We start from the raw sequence: 22,956 nt of genomic DNA on the forward strand, positions 1-22,956 counted from the left end.
CGCGCGGGGGCCCGGTCGACGCCCCCGTCCGCCGCCCACGATAGGCGCATGGTGCGCGGGGGGACCGGTACCCGGCGCGCGGCGGCGCGTCTCAGCGCCCGTCGCGGCCGCAGGCGTAGGCGAGGGCGCTGACCAGCTCCTCGGCGTCCGGGAGCCAGCGGTTGGCGGCGGTCGGCCGGCGCGCCCACTGGACCGCGCCGTGCCGGCCCACGCGGGTGGGCGGCGCGACCACGTAGTCGCCCTCGCCGCGCGCGACCAGGTCGATCGACGAGGGCGGCCAGCCCTGGTTCCGTACCAGGTGGGGGATCTTGGCGGCGGCGCCCGGCAGCACGAAGAAGAGCATTCTGCGCTCCGGGGTGGAGGTGACCGGGCCGAGTTCGACGTCCCTGCGCTCCATCCGCGCCAGCGCCAGACAGCCCGCCGTCTCCGGCACGTCGAGGGCGTCGAAGGTGCGGCCGGTGGGCAGCAGGATCGAGGCGTGCGGCGTCCTGGCCCACGCGCGGCGCGCCACGACGGGGCTGCCGGTCGCCTGGTCCGCCCAGTCGGCGCGGGTCGGATGGGCGCCGGGGGAGGGGCAGTCGGCCGCGCCGCAGCAGCATTGCTCCCAGCACTGGTCAGCTCCGTTCACGGGCTCGAGCCAGGCGCCGGGGAGCACGTCCCAGTGCCGCTCCTCGGCGTAGCGCACGGCCGCGTCCCGCAGCGGTTCCCCGCGCTGCTGGGGGATCTGTGGTGCTCCTGTCACATCTGTCACGTCTGGTGCGCCTGGTGCGCCTGTCGCGTGCATGCTCTCGTCCACGACCAGCACAACTCGAGGGACCGGCAAGGGTTACGCCCCCCGGCCCGCTCCGGGGGCCCGCGGGAGCCCGTAGGTCGCACGATTCGGGCATGCGGGGCGCATGGGTGCATGGCCGGGGGCGCGCATGGGGACGCGGCTGTGTGAGCGGGTAGCCACCATGCGTGACGGGCGTACGAGTGTCCGGTAGGCCGTGCCGTGTTCCAGGGCGCGGCCTCCGGGTTCCTGTCGGCGCCGTACGCGCACGATCGCGGTCAATTCGGGCAAGTCCTGCATTCTCCGCACATGCCTGGCGTATCCGCGATATCTGCGGGGCACTGATCAACAGGGACGGCATCCGCCGTAAACGCACAGCAGTCACTGGGGGTAAATCCATGGCCGCTAGGCCGCTTGTGGCGCGGCAGCCGAACGAACGGCTGCAAGCGCTCATCCAGGAAGCCGCGTGCTCCAACGCCGGCTTGGCGCGCAGGGTCAACATGTGCGGCGCCGAGCACGGTCTCGATCTGCGCTATGACAAGACCTCGGTCGCCCGCTGGTTGCGCGGCCAGCAGCCGAGGGGCCGGGCTCCGGGCATCATCGCCGAGGCGCTCGGCCGCAAGCTCGGCCGTACGGTCACGATCGACGAGATCGGCATGGCCAACGGCAAGAACCTCGCCTCGGGGGTGGGGCTCCAGTTCTCGCCCACCGTCCTCGGCGCGATAGAGCAGGTCTGCGAGCTGTGGCGGAGCGACGTCGGGCGCCGCGACTTTTTGAGCGGTTCGACGGTCGCCGCCTCGGCGCTGGTCGAGCCCAGCCGCGACTGGCTGATCACCGGGACGGACTCCCAGGTGGCGCGGACGGCCGGGGCGAAGGTCGGCAGGTCCGACGTGGCCGCGGTGCGGGCGACCACCGACGCGCTCGTCGAGCTGGACCACCGGTACGGGAGCGGGCATGTGCGCCCCGTCGTCGTCCACTACCTGAACAGCGTGGTCTCCGGGCTGCTGGCGGGCTCCTACCGCGAGTCGGTCGGGCGCGAACTGTTCGCCGCGGTAGCCAGGCTGACCGAGCTGGCCGGCTATATGGCGGTCGACACCGGCCAGTCGGGGCTCGCCCAGCGTTACTACATCCAGGCGCTGCGCCTGGCGCAGGCCGCCGGGGACCGCGGTTACGGCGGGTATGTGCTGGCCGCGAGCATGAGCCACCTCGCCGCCCAGCTCGGAAACCCGCGGGAGATCGCCCAGTTGGCGAAGGCCGCGCAGGAGGGCGCGCGCGGACAGGTGCCGCCGCGCGCCGAATCGCTGTTCCTGGCCGCCGAGGCCCGGGGCCACGCGCTGCTCGGGGACGCGCGCGCCTGCCAGGTCGCCGCGGGCCGTGCGCTGGACGCCATGGAGCGGGCGGCGGGCAGCGGCGGCGAGTCCGGCGACGAGCCGCCGTGGATCCGCCACTTCGACCACGCCTACCTCGCCGACGAGTTGGCCCACTGCCATCGCGACCTCGGCCAGGCCGAGCCCGCCAGGCGCCGCGCGGAGGAGGCCCTGGAGAGCCACCCGGAGGGGCGGGTGCGGCGGCGCGCGATCGGGCTGTTGCTGCTGGCCACGGCGCATGTGCAGCAGCGCGAGGTGGAACAGGCCTGCCACACCGGGACGCAGGCGGTCGAGCTGCTCGGATCGCTGCGCTCCAACCGGGGGATGGAGTATCTGGACGACTTCCAGCAGCGGCTGGAGCCGTTTCGGGAGGAGCCGGTGGTGCGGGAATTCGGGGCGCGGATGGAGGTGCAGGTGGCCTGAGGCGGTGATGAGCGTCTCGTTGTCCCGCGGGTCCGCCGGGCACCGTGCCGTCCGGGGACCCGGTAGCGTGAGCCGTTGATTCCGTACGTTCGCAAACCAAGGAGTCCCGGTGACGCAGAGCGGACAGGGGAACGAGCCGCAGCTGCCTGCGGTCCCGCCCGCCCAGCCCGCGCAGCCCGTGCGCGAGGGGGTCGTGCTGCCCGCTCAGGGCGATCAGCGGGCCCATGAACCGCATCAGGCGGCCCCGGCGGGCGGCCAGGCCTGGGGGCAGCCATGGGGGCCGCAGGGCGCCGGGCAGCCCGGCCCGCCGGCGTCGCAGCCGCTGCCGCAGCCTCAGGGGGGCGCCGCGGCCCCCGCCCAGCAGGGCTGGCAGCAGGACGCGTCACAGAACGGCTTCCAGAACGCGCCGCTGAGCCCGCCGCCGGGAGCGTACGGACCTCCGCAGGGCGCGCCGCCGCCCGCCCAGGGGCAGCCGTACGCCCAGCATCAGCAGGGCTGGCACGCGCCCGGGCGGCCGCAGGGCCAGCACCCGCAGCAGCCCGCGCAGCACCCGCAGCAGCCCATGCAGCCCCCGCAGCCGCAGGGTGGGGCGCTGCCGCCGGACAGACAGGCGCAGCCCTTCGCCGGAGCCGCCGACGCGACCCAGATGCTGCCGCCGCAGTCCGGCTTCGGCGGGCCGCCCGCGGCCGACTCCGACGCGACGCAGTACATACCGCCCGTTTCCGGGCAGATGCCCGGCGCGATGCCGCTGCCCCCCGAGGGCGCGGCCCCCGCCCCCGCGGCTCCCCCCGCCCAGGCCGCCCCCGGCCAGGCCCCCGCGGGTGCGCCGCTGCCGCCGGAGAACCGGCCCGCGCACCCCGAATCGGACAACGAGTCCACCACGCTCCTGCGGGCGGTCCGCCCGGGCCGCGCCCGCCACGGCGCCCCGCAGGCCGCCCCGGGCCAGCAGCCCCAGCCCGCCCCGGGCCAGCCCGCCCCCGGCGCCGCCGAGGAGACGCAGGTCCTCCCCGGCCCGATCCCGGCCGCCGGGCCGCCGCAGCCGCAGGGCCACCACGCCCAGCCGGGCGGCCCGCCGCAGTCCGGCCCCACGCCGTACGCGATCCGTCCCGGCATGCCGGGGGACCGGCCGCCGCCGTCGGAGTTCGACGGCCTGTTCCGCGCCGACGGCGTGCCCGAGGCGGCGGACTCGACGCAGCAGCTGCCGCAGTTCAGCGACCAGGGCCCCCCGCAGCCCCCCGCACCCGCCCCCGCCGACGGCGGCGGCGGCCGGGGCAAGCGCGGCGGCCGGAAGATGACGCCCGCGGCCCTCATCGGCATCGTCGTCGCGGGCTGCGCCCTCGCCGGCCTCGCCGCCGGGGCGGCGCTCAGCGCCGGAGGCGATGACGACAAGGGCGGCAAGAAGGACTCGGCCGCCGAGAGCCAGACGCCGGACACCAAGACCGACGAGCAGACCAAGGCGGCGGACCCCGTCGAGACGCAGGCCAAGGCGCTCGACGCGCTGCTCGCGGACAGCAACAACAGCCGCGCGGCGGTGATCAAGGCCGTGGAGGACATCAAGTCCTGCCAGAACCTGTCCGACGCGGCCACGAATCTGCGCACCGCCGCCGGGCAGCGCACCGGCCTGGTGACCCGGCTGGGCAAGATCTCCGTCGACAAGCTGCCCAACCACGCCGAGCTGACGACCTCCCTGACCAAGGCGTGGCAGTCCTCCGCCACGGCGGACAACCAGTACGCGGCCTGGGCCGACCAGGTCGGCGGCAAGAAGGGCTGTCACAAGGGCAAGGCCCGCAGGACCCCGAAGGTGGCCGGGGCCGAGCGGGCGAGCGGCGAGGCGACCCAGGCGAAGAAGAAGGCGTCCGAGCTGTGGAACCCGATCGCCACGCAGTACGGGCTGACGTCGCACCAGCCGACGGAGCTTTAGCCGACCTTCCCCGTCCCGCGCCCCGGCCGGAGAGCCGAGGGCGCGGGGGCGTGGGACGGAGGGGGTCAGTTCAGCGGGGTGTACCGGCGGAGCGTCTGCGCGACGTCCACGAACCCCTTGCGGACCGCGACCAGCCGTCCGTCCCGCACCACCTGGTAGGTCACGTCCGCGTTCACGATGCGCGGGTAGCCGTGGATGGACAGCATGTCCTTGTAGCCCCAGCGGAGCTCCGGCGTCAGGCCGCCGGTGCCGACCGTGTGGCCGTTGTCCAGCGTGCGCCGGATGGAGCGGGCGCTGATGTCGTCGGCCTTCAGCGAGTCCAGGACGGACCGCAGCGCGGTGTAGGCGATCCAGGTGGTCTGGGTGCCGGGGTCCTCCGCGTCGATGCGGGCGTCTTCGAAGGCGTATTCCTTGATGACCTTCTTCATGGGCGCCCAGCGCGGGTCGTCCGCGGCCGGGTACCAGCCCGTGGCGTACGCGCCCTCCAGCGGGCTCTTGCGGCCGCCGGTGCTGTCCACGAGGGACTGGCGGACGCTGCCGAGCACGGACGCGATCCGTACCTTCGGGTGGTCCTCCTGGAGCCGCCGGAAGGAGTCGAAGAACGTGCTGGTGCGCTCGCCCAGCGCCGCGGTCACACAGGAGCCGGTCAGCTCGGCGCCCTGCGTGGCGCTGCCCAGGGAGGTATTGGCGCCCACGCCGTTCAGGGCGGCGCGCGCCTGCCGGGTGTAGTCGCCGGCGTCCTCGGGGGCGCGTATGTCGGTGGCGGCGCGGCGCTTGCCGGCGGCGAGGCCCGCGTCGAGGAGTTCGGGCAGCTCGTCGCCCGCGATGGTGTCGGGGCGGACCAGGGAGACGCGCCGGCACACGGACGCAAGCTGCCGTCCGTTGCCGGCCAGCAGCGCGGCCTGGCCGCCGTTGACCGGGTAGGAGTACGGGCTGTCGAACTCCTCCTGGGTCAGCCCGTATCCGCCGATATAGGGGATGCCCGAGCCCTCCAGGGCGGAGATGAAGTAGCGGCCGAACTGGCTGTACGAGCCGACGACCGCGACGACGTTCTCGTCGGCGGCGCGCCGGGCGCAGCGCGCGGCCTCGGAGGGGTCGTTGCGCTCGTTGCAGGTGAGGACCTTCAGCTTGCGGCCGTGGATGCCGCCGGTGTCGTTGACCCAGCGGGCGTACGCCTTCGCCATCGCGGGCATCCCGGGCATGTTGGTCGCCTTGGTGTTCTCGGGCGCCCAGGTCATGACCGTGATGGGGCCCTTGGCGTCCGATCCGGACAGGACGCCGCAGCCGGTCAGCGTCCCCGCCCCGAGGGCTGCGCAGAGCGCGGCCGTGAGCCACGGCCGGGGGGAGAAACGTCGCCATCCGGTCATGACATGTGAGCGTGGCGTTCCGTACGTAACGGGGCGGCTATCGCAATTGACAGGAAAGTGACGAGAGGGTGAATTGCGGGGGTCGATGCATGTCCGTCTACGAAGAACGTACGATCGATTCCCGTGCAAGGTTCAGAGAAGTCTTCCCGTCGCGGCCGTCGCTCGACCACCATGGGTGGCATGCCTGTCAATGACATGCCGTGGTGGCGCTGGCGCAGCAACGTGCGCTCGGCGCTGCACATGCTCTCCGACCCCGTCTTCCAGCAGGAGTGCTGGCTGGCGGGCCGGGACGGATATGGGGACGTCACCGACGCCGTGTACCGGCTGGTGGAGGACACCTGGCTGGACAACTGGTCGGCCGAGAAGTACGTCGGCACGATCTTCCGCGACTCGCAGGAGGCGGCGCTCGTCGATGTCGCCGTGCTGCGGGTGCTGCGGATCATGCACCAGGTCGGTGCCGACGCCCTGCCCCTGGCCTACCTGGAGCACCACGGGTGGCCGGAGGCCGTCCGGGCGGCGCGCGACGCACATGTGCGGCTCGCGGCCAACGACGGCGAGGACCCGGACCTGCCCCCGCACACCCTCGAAGTGCTGGCGATCATGACGCGCTCGGCCTAGGGGGCGCGGGTGTGCGACGCTATGGAGTCATGAGCCAGTCGCATTCCGCCGCCCCCGATCAATACATCCTGACCCTGTCCTGCCCGGACAAGCAGGGCATCGTGCACGCCGTGTCCAGCTATCTCTTCATGACCGGCTGCAACATCGAGGACAGCCAGCAGTTCGGCGACCGGGACACGGGGCTCTTCTTCATGCGCGTGCACTTCCGGCCGGACTCGCCGGTGCGGGTGGAGGACCTGCGGGCGAGCTTCGCGGCGGTGGGCGAGTCCTTCCGGATGGACTGGCAGATCCACCCGGCCGGCGAGAAGATGCGCGTCGTGCTGATGGTCAGCAAGTTCGGGCACTGCCTGAACGACCTGCTCTTCCGCTCGCGGATCGGGGCGCTGCCCGTGGAGATCGCGGCGGTGGTCTCCAACCACACCGACTTCGCGGAGCTGGTCGGCTCGTTCGGGGTCCCCTTCCGGCACATCCCGGTGACCAAGGAGACCAAGGCGCAGGCCGAGGCGGAGCTGCTGGCGCTGGTGGAGGCGGAGAACGTCGAGCTGGTGGTCCTGGCCCGCTATATGCAGGTGCTCTCGGACGACCTGTGCAAGCGGCTGTCGGGGCGGATCATCAACATCCACCACTCCTTCCTGCCGAGCTTCAAGGGCGCCAAGCCCTACCACCAGGCGCACGCCCGCGGCGTGAAGCTGATCGGCGCGACGGCCCACTATGTGACGGCCGACCTGGACGAGGGCCCGATCATCGAGCAGGAGGTCGAGCGGGTCGGCCATGGCCTCACCCCGGACCAGCTGGTGGCGGTGGGGCGCGATGTGGAGTGCCAGGCGCTGGCGCGGGCGGTGAAGTGGCACAGCGAGCGGCGCGTGCTCCTCAACGGCCACCGAACCGTCGTCTTCGCCTGAGCCCTCTTTCCGGGCGGCTTTCCGGGCGGCTCACAGCCGCGACAGCGAGGCCGTCGCGAAGAGCACATCGCGGATCGCCTCCGTGTCGCCGAGCTGCCCCGCGGCCGCGTCCTGCGGCGGCACATGCCCGGCGGCCAGCTGGTAGAAGGCCTCGCGGTCGAGGGCGATCTGGGCCACCACCTCCTCCTGGGAGGGCAGCGCGGCGGGGGAGTCCAGCGGGATGAGCCACTCGCCGCTGCCCTCGACCTCCAGCTGGAGGGTGCGGCCGGGCGCGCCCGCCTCGACCAGTTCCCTGGGCGGCCCCGCGAGCCCGGCCCGGCGGCGCTCGGCGAGGGCGTCGGGCAGCAGCCGGGCGCACAGGTCGACCATGGGTTTGAGGTGGGCCGAGGCGGGCGGCTCGTACGGGTAGTCGATCGCCTCGGCGATGTCCCCGGCGTGCACCCAGCACTCGAAGGCGCGGTCGAGGAACGCATCTCCTATGGCCAGCGAGAAGTCCCCGTACGGCACGCGGAGATCGCGGACGCCGCGCCCGGCGAAGGACACGGTCCGCACCAGGGCGTGGCCCTGCTCCCGCCACGGCTCGCGCACCGCCCCCGGCTCGCCCGCCGCCCGGGGCTCCGGCGCGGGCCCGCCGTGCCAGTACGCCTCGGTACGGGCCGCCGGGGAGCCCGGCGCGTGGGCGCCCAGCGGGTCGGGCAGCCCGAGGGACGAGGCGAGCATGCCGTCGACCACCATCAGGTGCCCGATCACCCCGGCGACGGTGGTGTCCCGCCCCGCCGGCCGGTCCCCGTCGAACCATCTGAGCCGCACCGGCGCCCGCCACTCCGCCTCGCCCATGTCGCGCAGCAGCGCGTCCAGCCGGGCGGCCTCCGCGTCGTACACCCCGGCCCAGTCGGGCACCGGGATACGGGCCGGGCGGCGGCCCAGGCAGCCCGCCAGCACGCGGGAGCGCAGCAGCGGGTCGAGGTCCAGGCTCTGCTCGGTGTGCAGCAGGCCGACCGCGTCGCGCAGCCGCAGAGCCTCCTCGGCGCACGGGGTGCAGTGGTTGAGATGCGCCTCCACGGCGGCGGTCTCCTCGGGGGAGCAGGCGGTCAGGGCCCAGGCGCCCAGCAGCGACTTCAGCACCGCGTGCGAGAGCTGCGGCGCGGCCAGCGGCTCGCGCGGCGCGGGCACCCCGTCCACCGGGGGCGCCGGGCGCCAGTGGGGCCAGCGGCCGCTGTCCTCGGCGGCCGCCCGCGGCGGGGGTATGCGCGGCGCCTCCGCGGGCTCGGGCGCCGACGGCGGCTCGTCGCCGCGCCCGGGACCTCCCGTGCCGTCACCCGGCCTGTTCACAGCGCTCGTCCGTAGCCGGGCGGCGGAACGGAGTCCGGGGGCGGGACGTTGGCCGTCGCCAGCAGTTGTAGTCCCAGCCGCAGTCGGCGCCTGGCCTCGACCTCCGTCACGCCCAGCTCGGCCGCGGCCTGGCGGTAGTCGCGGCGGTCGAAGTAGGCCAGTTCGAGGGCGGCGCGCAGCGGGGCGGGCATGGAGGTGACGATGTAGTCGGCACGCGCGGCCACGGAGGCCTCCCGGATCCGCTCCTCGATGTCCTCCTGCGTGCGCGCCGGCTCGACGGCGGCCCGCGCCTCCGCCTCGCGGAGCCGGTGCACCGCCTGGCGGTGGGCGAGCGTGGCGATCCAGGAGCGCAGCGAGCCCTGCTTGGGGTCGTACGCGTCCGGGTTCTCCCAGGCGTAGCCGAACACTTCGCGGGTGACGCGGTCGGCGGCCTCCTCGTCCTGGAGCACGCGATGGGCCAGATTGTGGACGAGAGAGGCGAACCGGTCGTACAACTCGCCCAGCGCGGCGGCCTCGCCGCGCGCCAGCCGCTGCTGCATCCTGCGGTCCCAGCGGGGCGGTGCGTCGCTCGTCATACGGCCCCCATCCCTCGTGGTCGAGTCGTCCGGGCGTTGCCTACGTCATATCGAATGTAGTTGGGGGGCTGGTAGAACACGCGCCCATGCGGCAAAGTGCGGCGCGGTGGCGCTGCGGATGGTATTGGGCCCGTCACTTTGCGCAGGAATCCCGCGACGAAACGCTTCCGCACGGCATAAGGTCGTCATCTCTGGTTCGTGCCGGGGGGTGTTTGGTGGGGCGGCGGGCGGGCAGCCGCTGGGGAACAGGCAATTCCGGATAGCGGGCGAGCGAAGGGCTTCGAGCGCGTGACGTTGAAGGTGATGGAGGACCGTCGGGGGGAGTGGGTCGTCCTCCAGGTCTCCGGAGAGATGGACCTGGTGACCTCTCCCGCCGTCCGGCAGCACGTGCACGAGGCGGTGGCCGAGGGCCGCCACCGGCTGGTGCTCGATCTCCAGGAGGTCCGCTTCTGCGACTCCAGCGGGGTCGGCGTCCTCATCGCGGCGCGCCGGCTGATGCGGTCCTGCTCCGGGCGGCTGCGGCTGATCCTGCCCCCGCAGGGCGCCGCCCACGGCTCGCATGTCCACCGCGTGCTGGCGGCCCTCGGCGTCCGCCGCCTCTTCGACGTCTACCCCGACCTGGCCGCCGCGACCGACACGGCCGCGGACCCGCTGAGCGCGTAGCGTCCCGGCGGCGGTGCCGGCAGCCGCCCGGCATGGGCCGGGCGGGCTCGCGGCTCTGCCGGGTCCGGTTACGGATCCCCGCTCCGCTCGCCCCGGTGGGCAGCGCCCGGCGCAGCGCCGCCCACCACTCCGCCTCGCCGCGCCGGGACGGGTCGGCGGGCCAGGTGGCCGGCAGCGCCACGACCACGGCCGACGACGCGCCGGGACGGTCCCGTTGAGCCACACCGGCGACCACTGGCCCCCACACGACGTGGCACGCGCCACCGAGCGGTCCCTCGACGCGCTGGACGAGGAGTGGGAGCACAACCTCTCGCCGCGGGACCGCCTGCCGCTGTTCCGATCCCTTCAGGGTCCATCACACGACCATCTTCTCGTCGGTCTCGAACAGCTGCTTCTCGATGGCGGAGAGCATCAGCTGAACGGCGTGCGAGCCGCCGCCGCGGCCGACCTTCCACAGCGCCCGGCCGCGCTGGCCCGCGCCCCAGGACGCGATCAGCTCGCACTCGGCGTCGGACAGGCCGATGGCCTCGCGGGTGAGGTTGAGCGGCTTGGTGTCCTGCGCGAGTTGGACGCGGGTCTCACAGGAAGCGATCAGGTCCTTGGCGATGGCGACGGACTCCGATCCGGCCGCGCCGACTGCTTCGAGGTCGCTGAGGCGGTGGGTGGCGAGCACCTGGATGGTGCCTGTCGCCCGGGACAGCCTGAGGTCGGCGTCGATCTTTCGGACCATGGCGGCGCCTCCGCTGCGCATCTGCCGCCACAGCTCGTCCCGCACCACGATCCAGGGCCGGCCGGGACGGTCGATAGCGGCCTGGGCCCAGGAGGAAACACAGGTCAGCACCATCGCCACGGTCTCGTCCCCGTACTGCTCCAAGGCGGAGATGTCGACGGACTGGATCGGCGCGTCCCAGTCCAGGGAGATGGAGGTGTGCTCGTCGAACAGGCCGCCCAGATGGCCGTGGATCATGCCGCCGAGGGCGGAGCGGATGGAGGCCATCTGCTCCCGCGCGGTCTGTACGTCATCGCCGCGCACCCGCAGTTCACGCGCCATGCGATCGGTGGGGTCCTTGAGCACCAGGTAGACGCGCGGCAGGGTGGGGGTTTCCCGGCGTTGTTCGTCGGCTTGTGCCAGCTCGCCCGTCACCTCCCGTACCGCGATGTCCAGGCACTCCTCCTCTTGGGGTAGGAGGTTGCGCCGCAGCTGGAGCTCCAGCAGGGCCTTCAGCAGGGTGAGGCGTCGGCGGTGGATCTCTTTCAGCCGCGCTCGCAGCATCTCCCGGTCGGTGATCTTGTGGAGGTCCTGACCCAGTGGTCCGGCGTCCAGGGGGTTGAGGCGGCCGGGCAGCCCGGGGCCCAGCCGGACCGGCTCCACGCCCAGATGGCGGCAGAGCTGCTGGTACTCGCCCTTGACATCGCCTGCGATCAGTGTGCGGTGGCCGAAGGCCATCAGCCGGAAGCAGAGAGCCTTGATATGGGCGCTCTTACCGCTGCCGGGAATGCCGGTGATCATGACATTGGGGTTGGTGCACAGCCCGTGGCTCACCCAGGCCGCCGGGTGGGCGGAGAACGCCTGTGTGGTCAGGGTGTTCCAGCCTATGTAGGCGCCGAGCGGGGGAAGGCCGCCGGCGTGCAGAAAGGGATAGATGCCTGCGGCCCGCGCGGTATCGGCGCGGAAGGCCTCCGGCCGTACGAGCGAGGCGGCCCGTCCGGCATACGGCTGTCGCCACCCCTTTTTGGGGGCCACGCGCATGGCGCTGTCGGGGTCCTCCAGCAGGCGGGCGCGTCTCAGTTCGCGCGCGCTGGGCTGGGGAGTGGACGGTGCTGTCTCGGTGTCGGTCTCGATCAGGTTGGTCACCGGGGCGGCTTCGAGCGCGGTGTCGTCGAACCGGCGGCGGTTGAGGGAAAGGCGCATCAGATGCCCACCCGCCGATCCGGCAGCCCCTGGCCCAGCGGCAGCGCGGCGGCCGCGAAGCCCGCGTCCTGGGCACCCCACATCCGCCGCATCTCCAGACCGGCGGCCGAGGCATCGGCCTGGAGCTCCGCGCAGGCGATCTCCAGTTCCTCCTCGTCCATCACGGTGACGGCCAGCAGACAGCTCAGCCGGACCACGCCTTCGCCGGACGCCCGCGCCACGTCCTGCGCGCGGGCGGTCATCGACTCGCGGCGTTCGTCCTCGGACTCCACCCGGCCGGTCTTGGACCGCAGCTGCCGCGCGGCGTCCCGCTTGGCCTTCTCGCGCGCGAGCTCTTGGCGTGCCTTGGCGGGGCCGATCGGCTCGTACACCAGCGACAGCGAACGGCGGGCGTTGCGCCGGGGCCGCAGCAGGGGCTGGAGGAAGGTGGCGTACACCTCGGACTGGGGCAGGCCGCGCACCTGGTAGGACACGGTCCATGCCCCGTCGTGCCGGTACACGCCCCAGCCGGTTTCCGCCGCGGCGGGTCCGGCCACCGTCGGATCGACGCCGGGCGGGACGCCCTTCCACTCGGGGTCGTGTGCGGCGGCGCTGCGGGCGGCGAGCATCAGCTGCGCCTCCGGGTCGTAGGCCGTGCGGATGGCCTGGGCGACCTTACGGGGCGTCAGCAGCTCCTCGACCTGGAGACCAGCGCTGCTCAACGTCCCCTGCATGGCGTGGATCTCGCGGACCAGCACGGCGGCGGCGCCGATCTGGCCACCGCCGGCTCCCTTGACCGCCAGGCGTGCGCGTGCGGAGGAGAAGGTGATGGACAGAAAGGTCTCGCGGATGGTCGCCACCGGCCCTGCGGTGACCATGAGTTCATCCAGGGCCTGTACCGCGGCGGGCGGGGCGTCGGGGGCGGTGTGGCGCTCCACCCATGACCTCAGCTCGGTCCCGTCGTCGGGGAGGGAGCGCTGGTGTACGGAGATCCTCGTGATCGCCCCGTCTTCCTTGCACTGCGAGCGCAGGAAGGCGGCCCAGGCGCCGACGCGGGCGTTCTGCTTGTCCGTGTCGACCAGTGCCAGGCCGGGGAAAGAGATACGGGCGATGGCGGTGTAGGTGCCGCCGACCGGGTCATGGACGACTCCGAGTTCGCCGCCCAGCCCGTCGGACGCGTTGAGGATGCGCAGGCGGGCGAGGACTCCGGGCAGGTCCATCGGCTGCTCCCCGGACTTGGTGCGGGGAGCGAAGGCGCCGGAGAGGAAGAGGTTCTTCTTGGTGGCCACGGCGATCTGATGCCTCACTGCGAGAATGATCCATTGATCCGCCGACAACCCCATGACTCGCCCAAGGGCGAGCAGGAGCAGCAGCAGGGCGAGGGGGAGGCAGACGAGTGTCGCGGACCAACTCCGCTGGTAGAGCGGGAGCAGCGCTACGGCGGTCGCGGCCGCCACCAGGGCGAAGCCGGGGCCGGACAAGTTGCCCATGAATCCGATGCGCTCGGACTGCCAGCCGCCGTAGGTGGCGGGCTCTGAGATCGACATGGGCTAGTCCTTCCTCGAGTAGGAGTCCGGCGGAGCCACGATGATCTGGCCCCCTCCTGGCGGGAGTGCCGGAGCCGAGGTGTCCGCGGGGGCATCGCGCTCCAGCGTTGCGGAGTACCCTCCCGCCACGGTCGGCGATGGTGCCGAGTCGTCGTCCCCGCCGCCGCCCCCGCCGCCTCGTTGACCGCGGCGACCGACGATCACATGGCGGTCGGGGTTGGAAGCCGAATCGAGGCCGGCATGGGCCGCGGTGTTGGCCGCGGTGTCCTCCAGGATGTCCTTGCCGACGGCCGCGGCTTGCAGGCCCAGGCTCACGACACCGCCGACCTTGCTGGCGAAGCCGCCGCCACCGCTGCCGTTCATGAACTTGGACCAGAAACCGCCCCCGCCACCGGAGTTGGAGCCGCTGGAGGCGGTGGCGGCGTTGTCGTCCTCCAGACCCATGGTGAAGCCCGCGCCCCCGCCCATCATGCCCGCGCCTCCCGGCTGCGGCCGGGACTTGGAGGCATTCACCGACATGTTCGAGCCCATCGCGCCGATGAGTGCGGAGCCGGTACTGTTGCCGTCGCCATTGCTGGTGAAGGTCATGAACTTGGCGAGCACGGGCCAGGCAAAGCACGCCAGGACGAAGATCATCAGACCGACCAGGACGTTGCGCGCGCCTTTGCCCTCGCTCATGGCGTTGAAGCCGATGGAGAAGCAGATCACGATCACCGGCTTCATCAGGATCAGCGCGATCACCGCGTTACGGGCCTTGGGCCACCAGTCACGCGTCGAGTCCGCCATCTGACCCGCCAGGACGATGGGCATCACGGCGACCAGGATCATGAGCCCGGCCTGGCGCATCAGCATCTCGATCCACAGTGCTCCGATGGCCAGGATGCAGAGGATTCCGACGACGATGACAAAGCCGACCGAGGAGGCCAGCATGCCGCTGCCGGTGATCAGCGCGCCGCCTGCGGCAGCCACCCCGCTGGCGGCGCCCAGTCCGGCGAACAGCTCGCCGAGCTGCGTCTGCATCGCCTTTGTGGCGTCCTTCTCGCCGGAGCCGCCGCCCTTGAACGTCTCATTGATGATCCCGGTGCTCAGCTGGTCGGACCAGTCGAGCGCGGTCTGGATGGCGACCACGTAAACGGCGAGAATGACCGCCCATTTGGCCAGTCCGGTGAGCGCGGTGGCGAGCGGGGCACCCTGCTGGCTGATGGCCAGCTTGCCGAACTGCAGCAACAGCAGAAAGGCCGCGAGCAGCACGGACAGGCCGGTCATGATGCTCATCGTGGAACCGATACCGGTCTGGCCCAGCTTGATGGTGGACCAGCTGTTGAACGCGTCGGCGAACTGCTTGAGCACCCATACGACCGACTTGCCGATGTACTCCGCCGCCTTGGTGAGCATGTCGGTGGCCAGACTCGCAACCGCGTCGCCGACCCACTCCCATGGCGTCTTCACGTTGATCATCGGGTAGTTCGAACCATGCTCGTTCGAGCAGTCCTGGAACGTCCGACCGCCGTTCACGCACTTGGTCATCAGCTCGTTGAGCTTCTTGTAGTTCTTGTGGTTGTGATCGGCCTTCTCTCGCCACTCCTTGAGCTTCTTGAGCTCGTGTTTCTTCAGATCTTCCTTGGAACAGCCGTCCATGACATCGCTGCACGGCTCATAGGTGCCGGGGATCTCACCGATGGCCTTCTCTGTGTCGCAGCGTTTGACATCGGCCCCGAGCGAGGTGTTGCACCAGTGGTCCTGGTCATCGAGGCCGATGCCCGGAGACCAGCCGTTGCCCTTGCCGTCGTCGCTCCACTCCTTGGGCGGGTCCTTCGGAGGGCCGTAGTCGACATAGCCCTTGGGATCGTCCGCGGAGGCCACGGGCGCGCTCGCCACGCCGAGGCCGAGACAGAACACCAGGGCCAGCAACAGGGTCAGAGCTTGCCGGAACCGGTCACGCCACATGCGCCACCTGCCACCAACCGCTCTGCCAGGAGATGGGACTGTCGGGGTCGTAGGACGCCGGGAAAGTCCGCAACTTGCGATAGCGCGACTCGTCGGTGATCTTCCAATCGCCGTCCTCCCATATGAGGAGGAGGTCGGTCGTCTCGTCCTTGATCGGCTCGTTGGCCGGGGTGCCGTCCGGCTTGGTCGCGTAGCGGTCGTAGTTCAGCCAGACCTGGACAAGACGCCGATTCACCAGCGGCGTCGCCCTGATGGCGTTGACGTTGGTGGTGAAGGTCAGCCCCCCCGGCACGCCGCCGGAAGGCGCCAGCCCCGCGGCTTCGCGCACCTTGCGGACCTCGGAGACCTGCTTGTCGATGTAGGCGGAAGAGCCCTTGGAAGTGACGGCCGACAGCTGTTGCCGGGTCCTGACATCGTCGAGAAAGGGTGACTCCTCCAGGTAGTAGACGGCCGCCGAAGCGGCGCCGGGCCCGGTGCGGGGGAAACCGACGGAGAAGCCGTCCTTGCCGCTCTCAGGCTTCAGGAGGTGCATGGGCTTGGCCTTCGCGGGAGTCATCTTGCCCCGCGAAGACGCCGACGGGGTCGGATGAGGTGTGCTGGACCTGCGCTCGCCGGAGGGCGCGGTCGATGCGTCCTGGCCGCTCACGGCGTTGGTCAGCAGAACGCCACCGCCGACGAGCAGGGCCAGAGCCAGTCCCCCGATGGCGACCAGGCGGACGCGGGCCCGGCGGGCCGCGCGGTCTTGGTCTTCCATATCCGCCTCAGTTCGACATGTTGTAGAAGCCCATGACCAGACCGGAGGTAACGCCGATGCCCACCCCGGAGATCAGGCTCCAGAGGATCGAGGACTTGCCCCGGGCGGCCAGACTCGCCCGCTCGGTGTTGTGCCCGATGGCCACCAAACCCCAGCCGACGAGCCCGCCCAGTACCGCCAGGGAGAGACCGCCGCCGGCGGTCCAGGCGAGAATCGTGCTGGTGGGCGTCCGGATCTCGCCGGGCAGCTTGGGCTTGTAGTCGGGAACGATGGGCTTGTCGGTCGGGTCATCGGCGGCGAGGAACTGAAGGTGCGGGTCGTTGGCAATGGCATGCAGGGACTGCAGAAACTGACTCATGCAGGAACCTTTTTCGAAGCGATGCGGGCGGTGTCGTGGACGCGGGGCGGGGCCGCTGTCCGGGGGCGCGGTGTAGCAGCCGCGGGGAGTGGATCACCCCAGGCGGCCTGGGCCGAGTCCACCACCGCACGGGCGAGTTGTCGGCCCGCATCGAGTGACCGGGCTTTGAGGCGGGATGCGTCGCGCATCCCGTGGGCGCGGATGCGCGGGTCATAGGGCACCTGGACGACCGCCCGGACCCGTGGTTCGAGCATCGCGGCGGTGGCCTTCACCGCAGCGGGAGACCTGCCTTCCCCGATGGCGGTCAGGGCGACGACCACGCGGTGAAGGGGAAGCCCTTCCGCCGAGGCAGCCTTGACGGCGGTCTGAAGGGCCTGGACCCCGGAGCCGGTGGTGGCCGCGCACAGAACCGGTACCGAGAAGGGCAGTTGGCACCAACCGGCGGTCAGTCCGGTGCAGCCGGCGCAGCGCGCGGTCAGCACGTCGTGAGCGACCGGATGGACGGTGTCCGCGATGACCGCCTGCCACCCGCCGATCGCGGCCAACTGGTACCAGGCGGCGGGATCGTCGGGGAGGGGAAGGGGTGGATGACTCCACTCCTGGTGATCGGTGAGCACCTGCCATGTGCCGTCGCCGGGAGCCGGAGTGCGGGACGCCGCCGCGTGGACCTGGGCGCGGGTGAGCGGCCGATCCGGGGGCAGCGAGAGAAGCCCAGCCCCGGCCTCGGCGCTCCAGGCGGGCCAGGGTGAGGACAGGCGTGGCCCCGTGTCAAGTACGACGGTTGAGCCCATCGCCGACAGGGCGGAGGCCAGCAGCCCCGCTGTGGTGGACCGTCCGCTGCCGCCGACGGTGCTCAACACAGGTACTACCAGCCGGTTTTGCGGTGTCAATGACATCACAGGTTGCGTTTTCATATCCCCCCGATTGCAACCACATCCACCGTGGCGAATGCCTCGAAGTGAGCGCATGGCGACGGCGGCAACCGCGACGGACACGGTCGCAAAGTGCATGTTTAGACGGCGGTCGCGCGTGCAGCGGCGGCCGCAATAGTGAGTGTCTAGCAGACGAGATCACGTCATGTCCACGTGATACTACTGTGACCGTTGTGGTAGAAACACTCTCTCATCTCTCTCTCAACCCCGGCCTAGATCCCGGTAGTTGAGGGCGGAATCGATCACCCAGGTCGGATGGAATGCGGCGCACAGCGCCGGCCCGGCCGCGAAAGCGGAATGATCTATTCCTGATGCTGTCGCTCGTTCGAGAGTGCAAACTGCGGGAATTGGTGGCAGGCACGGTGCCACCCGGGGGAGCCTGATTGGATATCAAACGCGGGCTGAAGCTGCTGCTTGCGGCTTCGCTCACTATGCCGTTCGGCCTGATAGTGGGCGTGTTCGTGCTGGCCTCCCTGTCCGACGAGGGCTCGACCCCGCTGGACCCCGGTCTGACCGGAGGATCGTTGAAAGTCGGGCCCGGCGGGGTGCCCCGTCAGTACGAAGAGCTCATCCTGGCGGCCGCCAACGACTGCAAAGCCGGGCTGACTCCAACCGTATTGGCCGCGCAGTTGAAGCAGGAGTCGGGTTTCAACCCCAACGCCTCGTCACCCGCTGGGGCTCAGGGGATCGCCCAGTTCATGCCGGGCACCTGGAAGACCTGGGGCAAGGGCGGGAACGTCTGGGACCCCGACGATGCGATACCGGCCCAGGGCAGGTTCATGTGCTCGCTGTTGAAGAGGGCCAAGAACCCCGCCAAGTACAACGACTGCCCGACGGAGACTGTTACGGAACCGTCGCAGTACAACGGCTCCCCGACGGAGTTGGCGCTGGCGGGCTACAACGCGGGATGGTGCGCCGTTGAGCGCTACGCGGGCGTGCCCCCGGCGTCGTTCGCAAAGGGCCAGACGTATGACTACGTCAAGAACATCATGGCGATGTCGCGCCAGTTGACCCTCTCCGACGATCCCGGCAGCTCCTCCGGCGCCTGGACGCGGCCGACGAGCGGTGCACTCGGGACCGTTTATCACGCGACCGGCGCGAACTGGTCCAGTGGCTACCACACCGGCATCGACTTCCCCGTACCGACCGGCACGACCGTCAAGGCAGTCGGCCCCGGCACCGTCGTCACGGCCGGCCAAGGGGGAGCCTACGGAAACCAGATCGTCATCCGGCACGGCGACGGCAAGTACAGCCACTACGCCCATCTCTCCTCGCTGAGCGTCTCGAAGGGCGACACGGTCAAGGGCGGGCAGAAGATCGGTCTGTCGGGCGCCACGGGTAATGTCACCGGCCCGCACCTGCACTTCGAGATCCGTACCGGGCCGGAGTACGGCTCGGACATCAACCCGATCCCCTACCTGCGCCAGCACGGCGTGAACATCTGACGCAATGGGCCATGGCCCGGACCCGGCGCCAGTGCCGAACGGACGACGTGAGGTAATCATGGACGAAGACGAGACGTTCCCCCCATGGGGCACCGTCAGCCCCGCCTTCTGGGACGTCGAAGCACCCCAGTCCTCGCCGTCACCGCCGGGTGAGCAAGCGGCGGGATCAGCCCCGGCCGCCCTCACGCTCTCCGGTCCCCGGGCGGCCTCCCGGCCGACCGCCGCCGAGCCGGTGCCCGATCCCGGGCCGAGGCCGCAGCCACGGCAATCCGCGCAAGCAGCGCCCGAACCGCCTCCGGCGAAGTACCGCGAGCGCGTGGCGACCGTTACCACCGCGTTTCAGACCGGGGACCAGGCACATCTGGCCTGGGCCACCGTCGAGGCTGACCAACTGGACCAGCAGATCACCGCCGAGTTCGGGCCGGCGCACCCGCACACCATCAATATGCGCGAGTTGCGGGGCTGGCTCGCCCATCTGACGGGTCAGCATGCCACCGCGGCCCGCTGGTATCTGCACACCACCGGCCTCCAGGCGGCGGTGGTGGGACACCAGCACCCGCTCACCCGCGCCTCGGCCCGGCGTGCCCTCTTCACCTGGACATCCATCACGGACCCACAGGAGAAGCTGAGCGTCGGCGCGGATGTCCTGGACATGCTCGCCGCAACCAGTGGCGAGGAGAGCAAGGCGGCCAGGAGTCTACGGTCCCGGCTGGACAAGCTGCGCGCCCAGCAGTAGCCGCGCCCGTCGATCCGTGTCCGTACGTTGCGGCGCCGCTGCGGCACCTGTCTCCTCTTCTATGCCCAGGCGTCGTGCGAGATCGGCGGTTGACGATCGAGCACGTCAAGGTCTTCATGGCCCTTCCCCGGCGGCCGGGACGGCCGATCAGCACCACACAGCCGACCCGGCGCCGCGACGCTACTGCCGCAGGACGCAGATGCCACTAGATCAAGTCCACGCCGTGGACCCGTCCGAAGATCCCGGGCAGATGTGCTGGACGTGGTACGTGGCCTCGCAGTCCGAGTCCCCTACCGCAGGCGCGCGGGCAACGGGCGCCGTCCGGGCGAACTTCGTGATTGCACGGTGCACAAGTGAACCCGGCCATACACTGATCTTCGTGATCACCACCTGACCAGCGGAGGAAGCGCCTTGCGACTGTTCTCTTGGAACGACCACCACTCCGGCCCGAGCCTCTAATGGCCGGCATAGTGCCGCCGGTCGGTCTGCCAGGCCACGCAGCGGTCATCTGCGGCCTGGGCTACTGGTTGCCGCCGAAGGTTGTGACTAACGAAGACCTCCACACCCGTTTGGGCACCTCAGAAGAGTGGATCTACAGCAGAACCGGGATTGCCTCTCGCCACGTGGCGGACCCAGACATGGCCACCTCCGATCTGGCGGTGGAAGCGGGTGCCCGAGCCTTGAAGTCCGCCGGCGACGTTGAGGTTCAAGCTCTGATACTGGCCACGACGACCCCCGACCGATCATGCCCGGCCACAGCTCCTGAGGTCGCATCACGGTTGGGGATGACCGGAATCGCCGCCTTCGATGTCTCCGCGGTCTGCACTGGTTTCCTGTACGGACTGGCGACAGCGGCAGGATTCATCGCCGCCGGCCTAGCGGAACGAGTGCTGCTCATCGCGGCAGACACCTTTTCAACTCTTCTGGACCCCGAGGATCGCACCACCGTCCCGATCTTCGGAGACGGCGCCGGCGCGCTCGTACTGCGCCGAGGGATCGACGATGAGCCCGGAGCCATCGGGAAGGTGGTACTAGGAAGCGATGGCGAGCGGAGCGACCTGATCGCCGTCGAGGCAGGGGGATCGCAAGAGCGGTCAGCTGCCGTGCAGGAGGGGTACTTCCGGATGCGGGGACGTGAGGTCTTCCGGCATGCGGTAGAGCGGATGAGCACGGCGGCGACCGCCGCCGTGGAAGCAGCTGGCTGGCGACTCGACGAGATCGACAGACTGGTTACGCATCAAGCCAATGCGCGAATCACTTCGTTCGTCGCATCAGAGTTGGGCATCCCCCCGGACCGTCGGGCCCAGAACATCGAACGTGTGGGCAACACCGCTGCCGCATCGGTCCCCATCTTGTTGGCAGAAGCGACTGCCGGGGGCTACCTCGCCCCGGGACACCGAGTCTTGCTCACTGCCTTCGGCGGCGGCCTGACATGGGGTGCCACCACTGTGGTGTGGCCCGAACTCGAGAGCGTTTCCCTTGGTGACGAGTTGTAGTCGTTCGGCCCGCCACCCCTACGTCAGTTACCGTCAGTAGCCGAGGGAGAAGCCGTGTACGACATCCTCAAGGAAATCCTGATCAATGACCTCCACCTCACGGAGGAAGACATACGGCCAGAGGCTAGCCGTGATGAGGCCGGGTTGGATTCTCTCGCCATGGTGGAATTGTCCATGGTGCTCAGCAAGCGGCTGAGTATCGAGATCAGTGACGACGAGCTCATCGAAGCCGCGACGGTCGCCGACCTCGCTCACTTGATAGGCCAGCGGAGCACCCGAGTCTGACGCGTAAATGCGAACCGACGTGGGCAAACTTGAATCTGATCCTCCCGGCCATTGTTGAAGCGCGTTCGCACTACAAGGTCGCCGTCGCGGGTTTCGTCGGCCTGCAGCCAGGTGGTGGGAGTGGAGGCGATCGGCCAAAGGATGTCGGGCTGGTTGCCAAGCAGCGCAAGATCGGCGATCGCCTCACTGCCGTCGGCGAGCATCACGGCCAGGTCGACGGTGATCCGGCCCGGGTCGTGGCCGGTGCGGCGCGGACGCAGTCGGCGCAGAGCGTCGCTGAAAGTACGGGCGTGACCAATGGCTTCGGCGAGATCGGCCGGCAATTGGGTCCGGTATGGCTGACCACCAATGCCCGTCGATGGAGACGACGAGCCGGGGACGTGACCCGGTAGTTTGCACCTAGAAAGTTCCTTCCGGCTTCCAGTGGCCCACGGCCCGATCTCGGCCGGCGTTGGCGTTCTTGGCCGGCCGTACAGGCCGGGACCACCGCCGTGACCTGCGTCGGTGACGCGCCTGCAACCACTCAACATCCTTTATCAACAAGACCATTGATCGCTGGGGGGACCGTCAGTATTCTCAGGTGCATGACACTCAAGGCCCTCACTACCAGTCAGGTCGATCAGTTCAACCGCGACGGGTACTGCATCATTCCGGCCTTTTTGAGTCCAAGCGATCTCAACTACATCAAGGACTACTACGCGGGAGCTGCGGCGGCGCAGGCGTCGACTCCGGCGCAGGACGGCACTGCCTGGGACCAGGACGAGAACGCGGCACCAGTACTCCGTAGGGTGCCGGCACCTTTCGATAACGACCTCGGCTTCCGGAAGATATTCAGCTCCCCGCGTGCGCTCGACCACGTGGAGGACCTGATCGGCCCCAGCATTTATCTCCACTCCTCGAAGCTCATCTTCAAGCCGGCGAGAAGCGGCCGCCGTAAGCCCATGCACCAGGATCTGGCGTACTGGACTGACATGTCGGCCCGTCAGGTCACACTGTGGTGCGCGGTAGATCCTGCAACGCCTGAACGCGGCGGGATCGAGATCTTGCCCGGCTCCCACAAGCGACTTCTACCGCATGAGGACTTGGACGATTATCAGGTGCGAGAGGACGAGCTGGATCTGAGCAAGGTCCGCCCTGCCGTCATGGAGCCTGGTGACGCGCTATTCCTGGACGTCATGACGGTTCACGCCAGTGCGCAGAATCGTTCCGACCATGACAGGCTCGCTGCGGTCGTGAACTACTACTCGCAGCCGAAGAGTGCAACACAGAAATCACGCTACGGCTCGGCCCAGCCTCTTCGCGCTCCGCACCACCAGCTGTCCTAGCGTATCGTGACCCAGTTCGTGTCACTTGAAGCTCTTTTGCTCGTTGGGTAGTGCGTGAACCTCTCTTCCGAATGGGCTGCAGAACCTGGCCCTGCCCGGGGGCTTTCGTGCTGTCGGTGGATGAGGAGACGCAGGCGCAGGCGGCCGCACTCAGTCAGTGCTGCCGGTGATTTTGCCGCCACCGAGAAGCGCACCCACGACTATGTGCGGCATCGCACCACGAACCTGTTCGCCGCCTTGAATATCGCCACCGGCGAGGTGTTCGGCGAGTGCAAGTCGAACCGGAACAAGCGCGACCGGCAG

The 22,956-nt window shown here is 70.2% G+C and carries 22 protein-coding genes and 1 pseudogene; 12 read left to right on the top strand and 11 right to left on the bottom strand.

Annotated elements, in window-relative coordinates; translation table 11 throughout:
* Positions 1 to 91: 91 nt before the first annotated feature.
* Positions 92 to 784: a bifunctional DNA primase/polymerase gene (locus tag ABTY62_RS17740; protein WP_352130342.1), complete on the bottom strand. Its 693-nt coding sequence runs from the start codon at positions 782 to 784 to the stop codon at positions 92 to 94.
* 383 nt (positions 785 to 1,167) lie between these two features.
* Between ABTY62_RS17740 and ABTY62_RS17745 the strand changes: the two genes are divergently transcribed.
* Both ABTY62_RS17745 and ABTY62_RS17750 read left to right on the top strand, forming a co-directional pair.
* Complete coding sequence (locus tag ABTY62_RS17745; RefSeq protein ID WP_352130343.1) at positions 1,168 to 2,559, top strand: NsdA family TPR-like regulatory protein; 1,392 nt, start codon at positions 1,168 to 1,170, stop codon at positions 2,557 to 2,559.
* A 109-nt stretch (positions 2,560 to 2,668) separates the two neighbouring features.
* Complete coding sequence (locus ABTY62_RS17750; RefSeq protein WP_352130344.1) at positions 2,669 to 4,480, top strand: chromosomal replication initiator protein DnaA; 1,812 nt, start codon at positions 2,669 to 2,671, stop codon at positions 4,478 to 4,480.
* A 65-nt stretch (positions 4,481 to 4,545) separates the two neighbouring features.
* Here ABTY62_RS17750 and ABTY62_RS17755 read toward each other — a convergent pair whose 3' ends face one another.
* Positions 4,546 to 5,847, bottom strand: coding sequence for an ABC transporter substrate-binding protein (locus ABTY62_RS17755; RefSeq protein ID WP_352130345.1), 1,302 nt, complete (start codon positions 5,845 to 5,847; stop codon positions 4,546 to 4,548).
* A 171-nt stretch (positions 5,848 to 6,018) separates the two neighbouring features.
* Here ABTY62_RS17755 and ABTY62_RS17760 point away from each other — a divergent pair, with 171 nt between their 5' ends.
* Positions 6,019 to 6,465 carry an SCO4402 family protein gene (locus ABTY62_RS17760; protein WP_352130346.1) on the top strand — a complete coding sequence of 149 codons (447 nt, stop codon included), beginning with the start codon at positions 6,019 to 6,021 and terminating at the stop codon, positions 6,463 to 6,465.
* A 29-nt stretch (positions 6,466 to 6,494) separates the two neighbouring features.
* On the top strand, positions 6,495 to 7,367 hold the full coding sequence (gene purU / locus ABTY62_RS17765) for a formyltetrahydrofolate deformylase (RefSeq protein ID WP_352130347.1): 873 nt from the start codon (positions 6,495 to 6,497) through the stop codon (positions 7,365 to 7,367).
* Between the two features lie 30 nt (positions 7,368 to 7,397).
* Here purU and ABTY62_RS17770 read toward each other — a convergent pair whose 3' ends face one another.
* A complete protein-coding gene (locus tag ABTY62_RS17770) occupies positions 7,398 to 8,699 on the bottom strand; it encodes a zf-HC2 domain-containing protein (protein ID WP_352130348.1) in 1,302 nt (433 codons plus the stop codon).
* Positions 8,696 to 9,274, bottom strand: coding sequence for a sigma-70 family RNA polymerase sigma factor (locus tag ABTY62_RS17775; protein WP_352130349.1), 579 nt, complete (start codon positions 9,272 to 9,274; stop codon positions 8,696 to 8,698). Before ABTY62_RS17775 ends, ABTY62_RS17770 begins: the two co-directional genes overlap by 4 nt.
* 303 nt (positions 9,275 to 9,577) lie before the next feature.
* Here ABTY62_RS17775 and ABTY62_RS17780 point away from each other — a divergent pair, with 303 nt between their 5' ends.
* Together ABTY62_RS17780 and ABTY62_RS17785 are read left to right on the top strand one after the other, a co-directional pair.
* On the top strand, positions 9,578 to 9,937 hold the full coding sequence (locus ABTY62_RS17780) for an STAS domain-containing protein (RefSeq protein WP_311724385.1): 360 nt from the start codon (positions 9,578 to 9,580) through the stop codon (positions 9,935 to 9,937).
* A gap of 95 nt (positions 9,938 to 10,032) precedes the next feature.
* Positions 10,033 to 10,155, top strand: a complete 123-nt coding sequence (locus tag ABTY62_RS17785) for a hypothetical protein (protein WP_352130350.1) — start codon at positions 10,033 to 10,035, stop codon at positions 10,153 to 10,155.
* 137 nt (positions 10,156 to 10,292) lie between these two features.
* Here the strand turns inward: ABTY62_RS17785 and ABTY62_RS17790 are convergent, their stop codons facing one another.
* The 6 genes from ABTY62_RS17790 to ABTY62_RS17815 form a co-directional block, all read right to left on the bottom strand.
* Positions 10,293 to 11,687, bottom strand: coding sequence for a putative type IV secretion/conjugal transfer ATPase (locus tag ABTY62_RS17790; RefSeq protein WP_502997475.1), 1,395 nt, complete (start codon positions 11,685 to 11,687; stop codon positions 10,293 to 10,295).
* A gap of 161 nt (positions 11,688 to 11,848) precedes the next feature.
* Positions 11,849 to 13,375, bottom strand: coding sequence for an SCO6880 family protein (locus ABTY62_RS17795; protein ID WP_352130352.1), 1,527 nt, complete (start codon positions 13,373 to 13,375; stop codon positions 11,849 to 11,851).
* A gap of 3 nt (positions 13,376 to 13,378) precedes the next feature.
* A complete protein-coding gene (locus tag ABTY62_RS17800) occupies positions 13,379 to 15,322 on the bottom strand; it encodes a TrbL/VirB6 family protein (RefSeq protein ID WP_352130353.1) in 1,944 nt (647 codons plus the stop codon).
* A complete protein-coding gene (locus ABTY62_RS17805) occupies positions 15,312 to 16,076 on the bottom strand; it encodes a hypothetical protein (RefSeq protein ID WP_352130354.1) in 765 nt (254 codons plus the stop codon). Before ABTY62_RS17805 ends, ABTY62_RS17800 begins: the two co-directional genes overlap by 11 nt.
* 7 nt (positions 16,077 to 16,083) lie before the next feature.
* Positions 16,084 to 16,434 carry a hypothetical protein gene (locus tag ABTY62_RS17810; RefSeq protein WP_311724380.1) on the bottom strand — a complete coding sequence of 117 codons (351 nt, stop codon included), beginning with the start codon at positions 16,432 to 16,434 and terminating at the stop codon, positions 16,084 to 16,086.
* On the bottom strand, positions 16,431 to 17,294 hold the full coding sequence (locus ABTY62_RS17815; RefSeq protein WP_352130355.1) for a P-loop NTPase family protein: 864 nt from the start codon (positions 17,292 to 17,294) through the stop codon (positions 16,431 to 16,433). Before ABTY62_RS17815 ends, ABTY62_RS17810 begins: the two co-directional genes overlap by 4 nt.
* 455 nt (positions 17,295 to 17,749) lie before the next feature.
* Between ABTY62_RS17815 and ABTY62_RS17820 the strand changes: the two genes are divergently transcribed.
* The 4 genes from ABTY62_RS17820 to ABTY62_RS17835 all read left to right on the top strand — a co-directional run bounded on the left by ABTY62_RS17820 (position 17,750) and on the right by ABTY62_RS17835 (position 21,328).
* Positions 17,750 to 18,811 carry a peptidoglycan DD-metalloendopeptidase family protein gene (locus ABTY62_RS17820; RefSeq protein ID WP_352130356.1) on the top strand — a complete coding sequence of 354 codons (1,062 nt, stop codon included), beginning with the start codon at positions 17,750 to 17,752 and terminating at the stop codon, positions 18,809 to 18,811.
* Between the two features lie 316 nt (positions 18,812 to 19,127).
* Positions 19,128 to 19,547: a hypothetical protein gene (locus ABTY62_RS17825; RefSeq protein WP_352130357.1), complete on the top strand. Its 420-nt coding sequence runs from the start codon at positions 19,128 to 19,130 to the stop codon at positions 19,545 to 19,547.
* 458 nt (positions 19,548 to 20,005) lie between these two features.
* Positions 20,006 to 21,043, top strand: coding sequence for a beta-ketoacyl-ACP synthase III (locus ABTY62_RS17830; protein WP_352130358.1), 1,038 nt, complete (start codon positions 20,006 to 20,008; stop codon positions 21,041 to 21,043).
* Between the two features lie 54 nt (positions 21,044 to 21,097).
* On the top strand, positions 21,098 to 21,328 hold the full coding sequence (locus ABTY62_RS17835; protein ID WP_352130359.1) for an acyl carrier protein: 231 nt from the start codon (positions 21,098 to 21,100) through the stop codon (positions 21,326 to 21,328).
* Here ABTY62_RS17835 and ABTY62_RS17840 read toward each other — a convergent pair.
* Complete coding sequence (locus tag ABTY62_RS17840; RefSeq protein ID WP_352130360.1) at positions 21,295 to 21,651, bottom strand: hypothetical protein; 357 nt, start codon at positions 21,649 to 21,651, stop codon at positions 21,295 to 21,297. The genes ABTY62_RS17835 and ABTY62_RS17840 overlap by 34 nt on opposite strands.
* Before the next feature lie 261 nt (positions 21,652 to 21,912).
* On the opposite strand from ABTY62_RS17840, the gene ABTY62_RS17845 reads away from it, so the two are divergent.
* Both ABTY62_RS17845 and ABTY62_RS17850 read left to right on the top strand, forming a co-directional pair.
* The gene (locus tag ABTY62_RS17845) at positions 21,913 to 22,653 is read left to right on the top strand and encodes a phytanoyl-CoA dioxygenase family protein (protein WP_352130361.1); all 741 of its coding nucleotides are present in this window, start codon (positions 21,913 to 21,915) and stop codon (positions 22,651 to 22,653) included.
* A gap of 101 nt (positions 22,654 to 22,754) precedes the next feature.
* Positions 22,755 to 22,926: pseudogene (locus tag ABTY62_RS17850) on the top strand (IS630 family transposase); the annotation flags it as partial.
* Positions 22,927 to 22,956 lie beyond the last annotated feature (30 nt).

The sequence above is a fragment of the Streptomyces sp. NPDC097640 genome (genome assembly GCF_040302705.1).
Classification (GTDB): Bacteria; Actinomycetota; Actinomycetes; order Streptomycetales; family Streptomycetaceae; genus Streptomyces.